At 54.4% G+C, this 13026-nt stretch carries 13 protein-coding genes; 6 read left to right on the forward strand and 7 right to left on the reverse strand.

Going from position 1 to position 13026, the window contains the following annotated elements; translation table 11 throughout:
* Positions 1-913, reverse strand: a 913-nt coding sequence (locus tag NXT01_RS00005) for a biotin/lipoyl-containing protein (protein ID WP_310470050.1), incomplete at its 3' end; no start/stop codon positions are given.
* A 142-nt stretch (positions 914-1055) separates the two neighbouring features.
* On the opposite strand from NXT01_RS00005, the gene NXT01_RS00010 reads away from it, so the two are divergent.
* Complete coding sequence (locus NXT01_RS00010) at positions 1056-1442, forward strand: oxidoreductase (RefSeq protein WP_259075997.1); 387 nt, start codon at positions 1056-1058, stop codon at positions 1440-1442.
* A 36-nt stretch (positions 1443-1478) separates the two neighbouring features.
* On the opposite strand, the gene NXT01_RS00015 is transcribed toward NXT01_RS00010, so the two are convergent.
* Positions 1479-2972 carry a leucyl aminopeptidase gene (locus NXT01_RS00015; RefSeq protein WP_259076000.1) on the reverse strand — a complete coding sequence of 498 codons (1494 nt, stop codon included), beginning with the start codon at positions 2970-2972 and terminating at the stop codon, positions 1479-1481.
* 121 nt (positions 2973-3093) lie between these two features.
* Between NXT01_RS00015 and NXT01_RS00020 the strand changes: the two genes are divergently transcribed.
* A complete protein-coding gene (locus tag NXT01_RS00020) occupies positions 3094-4203 on the forward strand; it encodes a branched-chain amino acid aminotransferase (protein WP_259076002.1) in 1110 nt (369 codons plus the stop codon).
* Here the strand turns inward: NXT01_RS00020 and NXT01_RS00025 are convergent.
* From NXT01_RS00025 to NXT01_RS00040, 4 genes are read right to left on the reverse strand one after another with little or no spacing between them, the layout of a single operon-like run.
* A complete protein-coding gene (locus tag NXT01_RS00025; RefSeq protein WP_259076005.1) occupies positions 4200-5000 on the reverse strand; it encodes an adenosylcobinamide-GDP ribazoletransferase in 801 nt (266 codons plus the stop codon). The two genes, NXT01_RS00020 and NXT01_RS00025, sit on opposite strands and share 4 nt — an antisense overlap.
* 3 nt (positions 5001-5003) lie before the next feature.
* Positions 5004-6077, reverse strand: a complete 1074-nt coding sequence (gene cobT / locus NXT01_RS00030; protein WP_259076018.1) for a nicotinate-nucleotide--dimethylbenzimidazole phosphoribosyltransferase — start codon at positions 6075-6077, stop codon at positions 5004-5006.
* 13 nt (positions 6078-6090) lie between these two features.
* Positions 6091-6660 carry a bifunctional adenosylcobinamide kinase/adenosylcobinamide-phosphate guanylyltransferase gene (locus tag NXT01_RS00035; protein WP_259076020.1) on the reverse strand — a complete coding sequence of 190 codons (570 nt, stop codon included), beginning with the start codon at positions 6658-6660 and terminating at the stop codon, positions 6091-6093.
* Positions 6661-6665: 5 nt separating this feature from the next.
* Positions 6666-7328 (reverse strand): DUF3043 domain-containing protein, encoded by a 663-nt coding sequence (locus NXT01_RS00040; protein ID WP_259076023.1) that lies wholly within the window; start codon positions 7326-7328, stop codon positions 6666-6668.
* A gap of 217 nt (positions 7329-7545) precedes the next feature.
* On the opposite strand from NXT01_RS00040, the gene NXT01_RS00045 reads away from it, so the two are divergent.
* On the forward strand, positions 7546-7896 hold the full coding sequence (locus NXT01_RS00045) for an iron-sulfur cluster assembly accessory protein (RefSeq protein WP_259076025.1): 351 nt from the start codon (positions 7546-7548) through the stop codon (positions 7894-7896).
* 79 nt (positions 7897-7975) lie between these two features.
* Here NXT01_RS00045 and asnB read toward each other — a convergent pair whose 3' ends face one another.
* Complete coding sequence (gene asnB / locus NXT01_RS00050) at positions 7976-9898, reverse strand: asparagine synthase (glutamine-hydrolyzing) (protein ID WP_259076028.1); 1923 nt, start codon at positions 9896-9898, stop codon at positions 7976-7978.
* Positions 9899-10323: 425 nt separating this feature from the next.
* Between asnB and NXT01_RS00055 the strand changes: the two genes are divergently transcribed.
* From NXT01_RS00055 to NXT01_RS00065, 3 genes are all read left to right on the forward strand, one after another.
* Positions 10324-11409 carry a cytochrome c oxidase subunit II gene (locus tag NXT01_RS00055; protein ID WP_259076032.1) on the forward strand — a complete coding sequence of 362 codons (1086 nt, stop codon included), beginning with the start codon at positions 10324-10326 and terminating at the stop codon, positions 11407-11409.
* Positions 11410-11428: 19 nt separating this feature from the next.
* Positions 11429-11881: a cytochrome c oxidase subunit 4 gene (locus NXT01_RS00060; protein ID WP_259076034.1), complete on the forward strand. Its 453-nt coding sequence runs from the start codon at positions 11429-11431 to the stop codon at positions 11879-11881.
* Positions 11882-12332: 451 nt separating this feature from the next.
* Entirely contained in the window at positions 12333-12950 is a 618-nt protein-coding gene (locus NXT01_RS00065; RefSeq protein ID WP_259076036.1) for a heme-copper oxidase subunit III, read from the forward strand.
* Positions 12951-13026: the final 76 nt, after the last annotated feature.

Genomic DNA, 13026 nt, shown 5'->3' on the forward strand with positions numbered 1-13026 from the left:
CCTGAACGGCATCGGGGTCGCCGATGCGCACAATGACGTCACCGACGTCAACGGTATCGTCTTCCTCGAACAGGATCTCCACGATCGTGCCGGCCACGGGGGAGGGGACCTCGGTGTCTACTTTGTCAGTGGAGACCTCGAGGAGGGCCTCGTCGACCTCGACGGTATCGCCTACGGCTTTCAGCCACTGGGTAATGGTGCCTTCGGAGACTGATTCTCCCAGTTCCGGCATCACCACATCAACGGCGCCAGCAGATGAGTGTGCTTGTGGCTTGGCTTCAGCTTTAGGCTCTGGTTTAGCCTCAGGCTCTGGCTCAGGCTTGGTCTCTTCCTGAACGGCATCGGGGTCGCCGATGCGCACAATGACGTCACCGACGTCAACGGTATCGTCTTCCTCGAACAGGATCTCCACGATCGTGCCGGCCACGGGGGAGGGGACCTCGGTGTCTACTTTGTCTGTGGAGACCTCGAGGAGGGCCTCGTCGACCTCGACGGTATCACCGACGGCCTTGAGCCACTGGGTAATGGTGCCTTCGGAGACCGATTCTCCTAGTTCCGGCATCACCACATCAACGGCGCCAGCAGATGATGTCGCAGAGGAATCTTTTTGAGGAGCCTTTTCCGCTGCGGGGGCAGCTTCTTTTTCATCGTCTTGGTTGTCAGCTGGAGCTTCATCGGGGTCGCCGATGACGGCGATTACTTCACCGACGTCCACGGTATCGTCCTCGTTGACCTTGATCTCCAACAAGACACCAGCAACGGGGGAGGGGACCTCGGTGTCTACCTTGTCAGTGGAGACCTCGAGCAGGGCCTCATCGACCTCGACGGTATCGCCTACGGCCTTGAGCCACTGGGTAATCGTGCCTTCAGTTACTGATTCGCCCAGCTCGGGCATGATAACGGAGTGCGCCATGGTTAATTTAGCTCCTATGAATTTAACGTGTGATTGCAGTAGTCACAAAAGGTCTTAATACCCCTAGAGCGTACCCGTTTTATGGCAGAAATGTGACACGGATGTCCGCAAGTTCTTATTTTTCCCCCTACAATTGTTCCTTGTGTTCAATATATTTGGCCGCAAAGGCGCGAAATCAAATCTGAAGCCACCCCGCGCTCCCGGGGATACTATCCGCAGCAATGACCTGGCCTACCTCAAAGGGTGGGTGGCATCGCGGCTGTTAGTCGAGGGTTTTATCGAGCCAGAAACCCTGGTTAACGAAATGAGTGTGTGCCTTGTCGATGAATCGGGTGATTTTACCCGCCGTCGCATCGGCGGTCCTAAGGGTATTGATGTGGTGGCCAAAGAACTAGGTATTGCCCTCTATGATGTTGAGGAAACTGGTTACCCCCAACGCATGCGTGAGCGTATTGAGAGAGAGCGAATTTTGCGCAAGCGCCGCGAGCAAAAAGAACGCCGCGAACGTTTCGAACGCGGCGAGTATTAGGGTGCTGCAGGTACTTACGTGACCTGCAGCATCAGTTTAAGAAAGGCTATCGAGGAAGGCTAGGAAGGTGCGCACCGGCACTCCAGTGGCGCGCTTCGCGGTGAATCCATATGGGCTACCAGAATTAAATGATGGGCCAGCTATATCCACGTGAGCCCATGGAATATTGTCGCCGACAAATTCTCTTAGGAAACATCCGGCGGAAAGCATCCCGCCCGCCCGCGAATTAGTCACATTGCGCAGGTCTGCGACCTCTGATTTTACGGCTTCAGCCAACTCCTCCGGTAGAGGCATTGGCCAAGCCCCTTCGCCCACCACGTTGCCCAGCTCGGCGAGTGTCGTAATGAGCTCGGTATCTCCCATGATTCCCATGGTGCGATCGCCTAAGGCAACGATCTGGGCACCGGTGAGGGTAGCGGTATCGATGAGGTAATCGGGATTATCCTCGGAGGCTAAGACTATAGCGTCAGCCATGACGAGGCGGCCCTCAGCATCAGTATTGAGTACCTCAGTGGTTTTTCCGCCGTAGTGGGTAATCACATCACCGGGGCGGTAGGCATTGCCACCAGGCATATTTTCAGCCAAAGAGACAGTGGTTGTGATATTGACATTTAAGCCTAATCGAGCAGCAGCGATCGTTGTGGCGATAACGGCAGCAGAGCCACCCATATCGGTGATCATGAGATCCATATTGGCCCCGGGCTTGATGGAAATACCACCGGTATCGAATGTAATACCCTTGCCCACGAAGGAAATATGTTTAGTGTCTTCGTGCCCTTGAGGTGCGCGGTATTTCAATTGCACCAAGCGCGGCTTGCGGCTCGAACCCTGGCCCACGGCTAGGATGCCACCGAAGCCCTCTGCGGCGAGCTGGTGTTCATCGCGAATGCTCACCTCAAGACCGTAGCTCTGAGCCAGCGAGTCGATGATGTTCGCGTAGCTTTCGGGGAAGAGGTGTGAGGAAGGAGCATTGACGAGATCGCGGGCCAGAGTAACCGCCTGAGCGGCAATAAGGCCGCGGTCGAAGTCATCCCGTGCGTCCTCGCGGGTACTGATGATGGTGACATTTTCGACAGGGGTGGTGAGGGAGGACGTTTTAAGGCCGTCATAATGGTAAGCGCCTAGGACGATGCCCTCGACTGTTTCTCGAATTCCAAAGATGCCTAAGGTGGTGGCTACATATTCGAGCCCTTTGACCGAGCGAGCTGCGACTCCGGCCGCCTGCCGCAAAATATCCGCGTCAAAAGCGTCATTATCGCCAAGACCCACAGCCACCACGATATCGGCGGCGATACCTTCGATGGCGGGGATTTTAGTAATCTCCATCTTCTTGCCCGTCGCACCCAGCGCGGTGAGAAGTTCGAGAAGGTCTGCCTCGATCTCGTCGTCGAAAAGCCCAGATGCTGCTAACTCAAGACCGTCCTCACCAGCGAAAGCGGGGATGATCAAAGCCTCGGTATTATTGGGCAGTGAGTGTTCTAAATGCACGCGAGTCCGCGCACCAGTAATGAGCGACGATAATTCGTTCATCGATGACTCCTTTATTCAAGCACAATAGCTGAGATTTTCTCGGCCAATCCCCAACCTTAACCAAAATTCCGCTGGATTAGGTATTGAGCTGATCGTCGATGAAGCGGTGTACATTAAAAATATGAGTAGCCTAGAATTCCGCATCAATAAAACTTCCGAGCCAACCGCCGCAGAGCGCATCGCCGAAATCCACAAAAACCCCAGATTTGGTCAGTATTTCACCGACCACATGGTCACGATCTCCTGGACTGAGGAGGCCGGCTGGCATGACGCCACGGTGACCCCATACGCCCCTTTGCACCTCGACCCTTCGACGTCGGTTTTCCACTACGGTCAAGCCATTTTCGAGGGGATCAAGGCTTATCGGCATAAGGACGGCAGTATCAAAACCTTCCGCCCCGATGCCAATGCTGCCCGCTTCCAGTCCTCCGCCGCCCGACTGGCTATGCCGGAACTTCCCAAGGATCTTTTTATTGAAGCCCTCACTCAATTGGTCACGGTGGATCAGCAGTGGGTACCAGCCTACGGAGGTGAGGAATCGCTTTATCTGCGTCCCTTCCTCATAGCCACCGAATCCACCCTGGGCGTACATCCATCATCCTCCTATATCTTTGTGCTCATTGCTTCCCCCGCTGGCGCCTATTTTCAAGGCGGAATCAAACCAGTATCTGTTTGGTTATGCGAGGACTATGTGCGTGCCGTGAAAGGTGGCACCGGCTTTGCCAAATGTGCCGGCAACTATGCCGCTTCTTTGCTTGCCCAAGCTCAAGCAGCAGACAAGGGGTGCGACCAGGTGGTGTGGCTTGATGCTCACGAGCACCGATACGTTGAGGAGATGGGCGGAATGAACCTTTTCTTTGTCTACGACGGTGACAAGGCCCCGAAGATTGTCACTCCACAACTCACTGGCTCTTTATTGCCGGGTATTACTCGAGCTTCTTTGCTCGAACTCGCAAGCGATATGGGCTACGAGGTCGAAGAGCGCCTGATTAGCACCGATGAATGGGAGCGCGATGCAAAGAGCGGGATGATGACGGAAACCTTCGCCTGCGGAACCGCTGCGGTCATCACACCTGTGGGCACAGTGCGCTCCCGGCACGGAGATTTTGCCGTTAATGAAGGTCGGCCGGGTTCGATCACTATGAAGCTGCGTGAGCACCTCACGGGAATCCAGCGGGGCGATCTCACTGATACCCATCAGTGGCTGCACACACTCGTAGCCGCGCCTTAAATGAGGCTTAATCCCAGGCTCGTGATCAGGAGAAAACTTGCCTGGGATACCTGTTGGATAAAGCCGCACGCATCGCCATTGAGCCCGGCCAAACGATGGTCACAGTAGCGCGACAAAACGTAGCTGATTCCTATACTTCCTCCGTAAGCCAGCATAATAACCCAGCTCGGTTGGATACATAGTGCCACAAGAACAAAGATCAGTGACCATAACGCGAGGGCGAGTGGCTTAATCGTTCCAATTATCAGGCCACCAAAACCCGTGGGGCGAATCGGGCTGAACCTCGTCAAACAAGGCACCATGGTGCATATCCGGCTGGCCCACGGCGCTAATCCCAGTAGTAAAGGGTAGCTAAGTTCGAGCATCGTCGACATCGCTGCAACCTCGGTCATAAAGACCAACACAATCGCAGCAGCCCCCATGGAGCCGGTATGAGGGTCATCCAAGATCAAACGAGCTTTGGCGCTATCGGCATAGGAACCCAAAGCATCTGCCATATCGCTTAAACCATCGAGATGCATGAAGCGATTGGCTAATTCCCACCCCAATAGAATAATAACCGCGCCTAAAAGCGAGCTGACCCCCAGAGCTGAAAAGGCTAGAGCCAAAAGAGCCGCAATACACCCGAAAAGGGCTCCCACGAGAGGCAAACTCAGCATGACTCGAGTGCCTGTGACCCTGTCATAGACATCCGCACCGCGAATGGGGAGAACCGTCAGCCAGCTGAGGGCAGTAAGTGGGCCCTCGATGAGCGGGTGTTGATGCTCGCCTGAGGTGAAGTGAGCTTTTCCGGACATCTATCAGTGAGTGTTGGAGAAGCGATCGGCGGGGACGGCATCGGCGCCAGCAACATGGGACTGCTCGAAGGTCGCCATATCATTGAGAATATGACAGGCCATTTTGACCAGCGGGTAGGCGGCGGCCGCCCCAGACCCTTCACCTAGCCGCATACCTAGATTCACGAGAGGTGAAAGGCCCAGATATTTTAAGGCGAAGGTGTGGGCTGGCTCGGCGGATTGATGTCCAGCGAGCATCCATGCCCGAGCTCCAGGGGCGAGACGGTCAGCGAGGATGGCAGCAGAACCAACCACCACACCGTCGAGCAAGATAGGGGTGCGGCGCACCGCGGACTGAGCTATAAACGCTGCCATAGCTACCAGGTCGGGAGAGGTAACCTTACGCATAACGGTCAGAATATCGCCCTTGTCGCGCCGCGCACGGAACATGGCATCGCGCACGACGCTGACTTTATTCTTCCACGCTTCATCATCACAGCCGGCGCCACGGCCGGTAACTTCAACAGGCTCGTGATTAGTGAGTAAACCAATAATGGTAGAGGAGATCGTGGTATTTCCGATTCCAGCATCGCCAGCCATGATGAGGTCGCAACCGCTATCGATTTCCTGATCGGCAATACGCTTACCAATCTCGATGGCGCGCACTAATTGCTCTTCGCTCATCGCATCTTCGATATCGATCATTCCACTCGAGCGAGAGACTCGCTCCTCGCCCCACACATCATGGTTGAGCGAAATATCTACCACACGGATCCCGATACCGGAAGCATTAGCAATGGCATTGACCCCAGCACCACCATTGCGAATATTATCGGCAATCTGTGCGGAGGCCTCTTGCGGGTAGGCCGAGACATGACGAGCTGCGATACCGTGATCACCGGCGAAGACCACCAGCCGCGGTTGGATAAGGGGACGTGGAGGTAGCTGCGATTGACAGGCCGCAAGAAAAATCCCGATCTCTTCAAGTCGACCCAAAGATCCCGCAGGTTTAGTCAAGGCGAGCTGGTACTCCTCGGCCTGCCGCGCCACCTCGCTATCGGGGGCGTGAACTCGTGGGAAAAAATCAGTTGGATGCATAAGCCTTCAAACCTCAAGCCTTTCTCGGGTCTTTGTCGGTCAGCTGTTTCTTCAAGGGTAACGCTTGGCCTGCTACGACAAAGACTACTTCCTCGCAGATATCTGCTACGAGTTGATTGAGTCGGCCCAATTCATCGCGGAAAAGTCGCCCGGAGTGAAAGTGGGGGATGATCCCCATCCCCACTTCAGGGCTAACAATAACGAGTGGATAATAGTCGGGGAGATCGTCAATCAACGCGCATAATTCCTCAATCTCAGCGTCCACACAGCCACGCGGTGACTCCCAGGCCTCTTTGGCGTCGATAAGCGCACTCAGCCAGGTGCCGAGGTCATCAATAAGAATCGGGGTATGTGGCTTGATCCAGTCCTCGGGGCTGGCGAGAACGGATCGGATATCCGCGCGGTCCTCGGTTATCCAGGTCAAGGGGCGTCGGCGTTGATGCTCATAGATTCGGGCGCGAAAATCCTCGTCCCCATCAGCTCCACGAGCAGTCGCTATATACAGGCACGGGCCCGAACCAGCCAGGCCTTCAGCGAAAGCCGATTTACCGGAACGAGCCCCTCCCACTATTAGGGTACGCATGTGTACTACTTCTTCTTCTTGCCGCCAATATAATCGCCCGCTGCAACCTTAGGCTTCGGGGTGCGCCAGCGCCGAGGTTGAGAGGCGCGGCCGAAAGCATAAAAGCCCAAGGCGAGGCCAGATTCGGCGGAGGCTGGGAATTTATCGCGCACTGCAGCCACAGCGCCGCGGCCGAGCATGACTCCTTCAACGGCCAAGCCGATCATAACAGCCATGGCAAAGAGACTGATGAAATAGGAGATCTCAGGCCATGAGGAGGATATCACCATGCCAATGAGCAGGATGAGAGCAAAAGGCATCATAAAAGAATTCATATAGCGGCGTGAGTCAATATAGTCGCGTACATAGGCTCGCTCTGGGCCCTTATCACGTTCGAGGAGGTAGCGTTCTTCGCCGCGATCCATGCCCTCTTTGGTGCGGCGGCTGCGCTCGAGGCGTGCTTCCTTCTCGGCCTTCTTATGAGCCTTCCACTCCTCTTTGGTCATGGAAGCTTTCAGCTCTTTCCGCATCTTGCGGTTGCGGAGGAAGGCTTCATCAGAGGCATAACGCGACTGGAACGTCCCCGGGTGCGCTTGAGCTTCTTTGCGCTTCGGCGTAGGGCGTCCCTTCTTGGGCGTATAAGCCTTGGAACGTGGGGCTTCGGCGGGCTGCTGTTTATCGGAATTCACGATATCAAGACTACTAATATTGCTCCGCTTTTACGAAAGCATCACAAAAAACTTTTGCACCGAGCCTCATTGGGAATCGTATCGGGACCAGAATTCGGCTAGCAGGCCAAAGGCTCAAGGAGGCATAATAGAGGTACGTACCAACAGTGCCGACACTTATGTGATGGCTGCGGTAGAGTTGTATCAGGAATTACCGCGTTAAGGAGTAAAGACTTTCATGACTGCCCCACAGACTCAAAGCAATACCGGAGTTATTTTAAGCGAAGCGGCTGCTGCTAAGGCTAAAGCGTTGCTCGAGCAAGAAAATCGAGATGATTTGGCGCTGCGGATTGCCGTCCAACCAGGCGGATGCGCCGGATTGCGCTACCAACTCTTTTTCGATGACCGTTCACTCGACGGTGACAAGGAAGACGTCATCGGCGGCGTCCGACTCGTGGTGGATAAGATGAGTGTGCCTTATCTTTCGGGAGCTACTATTGACTTCCAAGACACCATCGAGTCCCAGGGGTTCACCATCGATAACCCCAATGCTGGCGGCTCGTGTGCGTGTGGAGATTCTTTTAACTAACGAAAATCAGGCGCTTGGCAGGGTAAAAACCCTGACAGGCGCCCTTTTTGTCGCTCGAATACCTATAGCTCGAGAATGCCTATAGCTCGACTGGGTATTCGCGCTGCTCGATACCAGGATCGATGCGCTTTTCCACGAAGATTCCATGCCAGACCATAAAGGCGAGGACCGTCCACAGGCGCCTAGAGTGATCGCTGTGACCGTTGCGGTGCTCTGTGAGCATGGCTAGAACCTCATTTTTATCAAATATCTCCGCCGTGCCGGAGTCGCGGATGGTGTCCTGAGCCCAGCCAAAGAGCTCATCGCCAGCTAACCAGTGCCTCATAGGGACGGGGAAGCCTAATTTCTTACGGTGCAACACATGCGCTGGGACGATGGATTCCATCGCTTTACGGAGGGCGTATTTAGTGGTCCCATGGCTGATCTTGAGATCGTAGGGGATTGTTTCTGCCACGTGGAAAACTTCCTTATCGAGGAAAGGAACACGCAACTCGAGCGAGTGGGCCATATTGATTTTATCGGCTTTGACCAGAATATCGCCTCGCATCCACGTAAAGAGGTCAAGGTGTTGCATCCTGGCGACGGGGTCCATCTCCTGAGATTGAGCATAAACTCCAGCGGTGACCTCTCGGTGATCCCAGTCTTTGCGGGCCCACGGAATGATACGCTGCATCTGCTCAAAGTTAAAGGAGCGGGCATTACCGTAGTAGCGCTCCTCCATAGTTTGGGAGCCGCGCTCGAGTAGGGATTTACCCTTCATTCCCTCCGGAAGAATGCGCGAGAGCTGCCCCAGACCACGGCGCAGGGGACCCGGAATTTTCTCGAATGGTGCCAGCGAGAGCGGCTCTTTATAGATGGTGTAGCCGCCGAAAAGCTCGTCGGCGCCTTCCCCTGAGAGCACGACCTTGACGTGCTTGCGAGCTTCTTGGGCTACGAAGTAGAGCGGGACGAGGGAGGGGTCCGCCACGGGGTCGTCGAGGTACCACATGATCTTAGGAATGGCGTCGGCGTATTCCTCGGGTGAGACAATTTTGACGATATGCTCAACTCCAATAGCCTCTGCGGACTCTCTGGCCACATCGACTTCGGAATAACCCTCGCGCTCAAATCCAGTGGTAAAAGTGAGTAGATTAGGGTTGTGACGCTTGGCTAGAGCGGCGATAGCAGTGGAATCGATACCACCCGAGAGGAAGGATCCAACGGTGACGTCGGCACGCATATGCTTCTCTACGCTATCTTCCAGGGCGTGGGTGATGCGATCGAAGAGCTCCTGCTCACCAGCGGGACCTACTTTTCGGGCTGGGAATTGGGGACGGAAATAACGTGAGTGTACCAGCTTCTCCCCAGGGCGGACAGTAGCAGTACAACCCGATTCAAGTCGCCTTATCTCCTGATGCAGGCTCTCGGGTTCGGGGACGTATTGCAGGTCCACGTAGTGCTCGATGGCTCTGCGATCAAGGTCGAGACCTAGACCAAGTGCATCGGCCATATCAAGGATGCACTTCTTCTCGGATGCGAAGACGGTACCCTTCTCGGTTGTGGCATAGTAGAGCGGCTTGATTCCAAATTGATCGCGGGCGAGGAAGAGCTGATGGTCCACGCTGTCCCAGATTGCGATGCCAAACATGCCGCGGAGATGCTCAACCACCTTCTCTCCCCAGTGGTGGTAGCCCACTACGATTGGCTCCCCGTCACCAGAAGTATTGAAATGGTAACCGAGAGCTTGTAATTCCTCGCGTAATTCGAGGTAGTTATAGATCTCACCGTTGAAGGTCATGGCATAGCGATTTTCCTGACCTTCGGGCCCCCACTGCAGAGGCTGGTGGGAGTGCGCTAGATCAATAATAGAGAGTCTGTTGAAACCGAAGACGGCGTCATTATCGTGCCACGTACCAGCCTCGTCGGGCCCGCGGTGGTGCATGCACGGGAGCGCACTCTCGATCGCGGAGACAAAGGTCTGCGCTTGGCCGTGGGCGGAGAGGATTCCGAGTAAGCCGCACATAGAAAGTTAAGGACTCCTTCACTCTAAGTATCAGGGTTAGAAAATCTGGTCTCTAAGGTTACTCCATATATCCGGGCTTAGCTCGGTGCGCGTGGTGGGGCGGGCGCTGGCTGAAATGCGGGGGAGAGGTGTGGGGGTAGAGAGCTATCGGTTTAGTGGGCATTCAAAAGGTTGAGTGCGTCAACTGCAGAGTGTGATTCGAGTCACGTGTTTATCGAGGTTAACTAGCTAATTATCCACGTCAATGGGGTAATGAAAATGCCGCTCTCGGCCAAATAAGCAGCACAAATGGCCTATGGAGTTCCTCACGGGCGCGCTGGATACGATATTCTGTCAAGATAGGCATAGGAATACTCTCGGCCGCTCGTGGGCGAATGGTACTCCTGCGATGAACTGAACGAATGTGAAAAGGAAGGCAGACACGCGTGGCTAATCAACACAAGCGTGGCTTTGGGCGGGTAGCACTTCTAGCAAGTGTACTGACCTTAGGTGCTGGAACCCTTGCGGGGTGCAATGTCGATGCTCCAGGTGGAGCTCTCGGCTGGTTCCTCGCTATGGGCTGGCCTAAGGGTATTACACCCGAAGCAACCGCAATGTATAACTTCTGGGTATGGGTATGGGTAGCTGCCTGGACGATCGGCGTCATTATGTGGGGCCTGTTCATCTACGGCATGTTCGCCTGGTCGGCAAAGAAGGCCGAAAAAGACGGTAAAGACGAGTTCCCACGTCAGACCCAATATAATATTCCGGTCGAGCTCTTTTTAACCATCGTCCCGGTGGTTATTGTTATGACGCTCTTCTTCTTCACCGTGCAAACCCAAGACAAGGTTACTGCACTGGATAAAGATCCTCAGGTTGTTGTCGATGTCACCGGCTACCAGTGGAACTGGAAGTTCGGCTACCGCGAGGTTGCTGCTGAACTCACCACCGACGGAAAGACTTACGACGGAATCGACACTGAGCGCCAAGAACTAGCCGAGGCTTCTAAGATCGACCCGAGTGGTCATAACCCAATCAACGGGCGCTCGAAGAGCGATATGTCTTATTTGCGCTTTGACGAGATAGAGACTTTGGGTACGACCGACGAGGTCCCCGTGTTGGTCCTTCCGAGCAATACACCCATCGAGTTCCAACTCGCTTCCTCGGATGTGAGCCACTCATTCTGGGTTCCAGAGTTCCTCTTCAAGCGCGACGTATACTCCCATCCCGAGGAGAATAAGCAGGAGCGTCGTTTCCAGATCGAGAAGATTGAGAAGGAAGGTGCCTTCGTTGGCCGCTGCGCCGAAATGTGCGGCACCTACCATGCCATGATGAACTTTGAGCTTCGAGTGGTCACGCCTGAAAAGTTCGTTGACTATCTCGACTTCCGCCGCAGCAACCCTGAAGCTCCAAATTCAGCTGCATTAGAGGCAATTGGCGAACCAGGTTATGCAATCACCACGAGCCCATTCAACTCAGGGCGCACTGCAACCCGTGATGGCAATAATGTACGTGAGCTTACGGGCGAATAAAGGACCGAGGTAAGAGAAAATGCGCGGATCATCACGAATCATGTACTCCATAACCGTCTTCTTGGCGATTATGTCCGTACTTTACTTCCTGGCCACCATGTATGTCGACGATACTGGCAACCGTTTCGTTGCTGATGGAGGCGGCTATAACTTCGAATGGGCGGGTGGTGTCTCCCTGATTTTGGCCACCCTGCTAGCTCTCATGCTGGGTGCCTATCTGCACTTCACCGAAGTGCGCATGGATGTTGTTCCTGAAGACTGGGAGGAAGCTGAGATCTCCGACGGAGCGGGAACACTAGGATTCTTCTCCCCGTCCTCCATTTGGCCGGCTGCTATGTCCGGGGCCATTGCGCTGCTGGGCTTTGGCATCGTCTTTATGCACTACTGGCTCATTGCTTTAGGTGCCGTCGCGTTGATTTATACAACCACGATGTTGAACCTGCAATACGGTTTACCAAAGGAAAAGCACTAAAGATCTGATTCCTCTCCGTTCGTTCTTCTCTCAGACCCCCACCCGAAATAGTCGGGTGGGGGTCTGAGTGTTAGTGGGGTAGTTGTGGTCGGATGAAACTGAAAAAAGTTCCCGGAGATTTTTCAGGGGCAATAAAGGGGGGTAGTCCTTCGATAAAAGTGCAGGTAGGCGTGGGGCATACTTAAGTATGAGTTTTAAGACCCGATCTGAATGAAACATGTGTTTTAGCTCACAATAGTAACTTAGTGGCTATAGACCAGTCGGACGCCGTTGAGTGTTCCCTTGCGGGGGGTAACTGTGGTGACCTGCGCTTATGGCTATTTTTACGCATAAGTGCATCGGCAAACACAGGGAAAATGCATGATGAGCTGTGTTGTAGAAGGCAATAGACGGAGAAACCGGTCATGCGCGCGAGGTGACGGGCTAACAGAAACAAGCCATACTTATAGATGTGACGAACGCAATTGGAAACCCAGACAAGGCAGCAACGCCGAGAGTAGCCGCACTGAATCGCCCTAATATGGTCAGTGTGGGCACGATCGTGTTCCTGTCTCAAGAGTTGATGTTCTTCGCCGGTTTGTTCGCGATGTATTTCACCTCGCGTGCGAACGGGATCGGTAACGGGTCCTGGCAAGAAGGTGCTGATCACCTTAATGTCCCCTATGCCCTAGCCATCTCGGCCATTCTGGTTTCGAGTTCGGTGACCGCCCAGTACGGCGTTTTTGCAGCAGAAAGGGGAGACGTCTTCAAGTTGCGTCGGTGGTATGCACTGACCATCCTTTTAGGTACGATCTTCCTTCTCGGCCAGGCTTATGAGTACTACCACCTGGTAGAGCACGGCCTGACCATCCCTAGCAGTGTCTACGGTTCCGTATTCTTTATTACGACTGGCTTCCACGCAGCCCACGTGCTCGCTGGTGTTCTAGGCTTCGTCGTTATTCTGCTGCGCATCAAGATGTCAAAGTTTACCCCAGCCCAGGCAACTGCAGCGATGGTGGTGTCCTATTATTGGCACTTCGTCGACGTGGTCTGGATCGGATTGTTCATTACTATTTACGTCATTCAGTAGGCCGTAGCGGCCATCTATGGATGATCTGATCATCCACCCCCTGGCCTACAGCCATTCACTTTCCATAATCGAGACA

The sequence above is a fragment of the Corynebacterium sp. ES2775-CONJ genome (assembly GCF_024814515.1).
In the GTDB taxonomy this organism is placed as follows: domain Bacteria; phylum Actinomycetota; class Actinomycetes; order Mycobacteriales; family Mycobacteriaceae; genus Corynebacterium.

What these genes read in the sequence shown, in the direction of transcription:
- NXT01_RS00015 (WP_259076000.1), bottom strand. Translation starts at nt 2,972, where the DNA reads ATGAACGAATTATCGTCGCTCATTACTGGTGCGCGGACTCGCGTGCAT.
- NXT01_RS00020 (WP_259076002.1), top strand. Translation starts at nt 3,094, where the DNA reads ATGAGTAGCCTAGAATTCCGCATCAATAAAACTTCCGAGCCAACCGCC.
- asnB (WP_259076028.1), bottom strand. Translation starts at nt 9,898, where the DNA reads ATGTGCGGCTTACTCGGAATCCTCTCCGCCCACGGCCAAGCGCAGACC.
- NXT01_RS00025 (WP_259076005.1), bottom strand. Translation starts at nt 5,000, where the DNA reads ATGTCCGGAAAAGCTCACTTCACCTCAGGCGAGCATCAACACCCGCTC.
- cobT (WP_259076018.1), bottom strand. Translation starts at nt 6,077, where the DNA reads ATGCATCCAACTGATTTTTTCCCACGAGTTCACGCCCCCGATAGCGAG.
- NXT01_RS00060 (WP_259076034.1), top strand. Translation starts at nt 11,429, where the DNA reads ATGCGCGGATCATCACGAATCATGTACTCCATAACCGTCTTCTTGGCG.
- NXT01_RS00035 (WP_259076020.1), bottom strand. Translation starts at nt 6,660, where the DNA reads ATGCGTACCCTAATAGTGGGAGGGGCTCGTTCCGGTAAATCGGCTTTC.
- NXT01_RS00045 (WP_259076025.1), top strand. Translation starts at nt 7,546, where the DNA reads ATGACTGCCCCACAGACTCAAAGCAATACCGGAGTTATTTTAAGCGAA.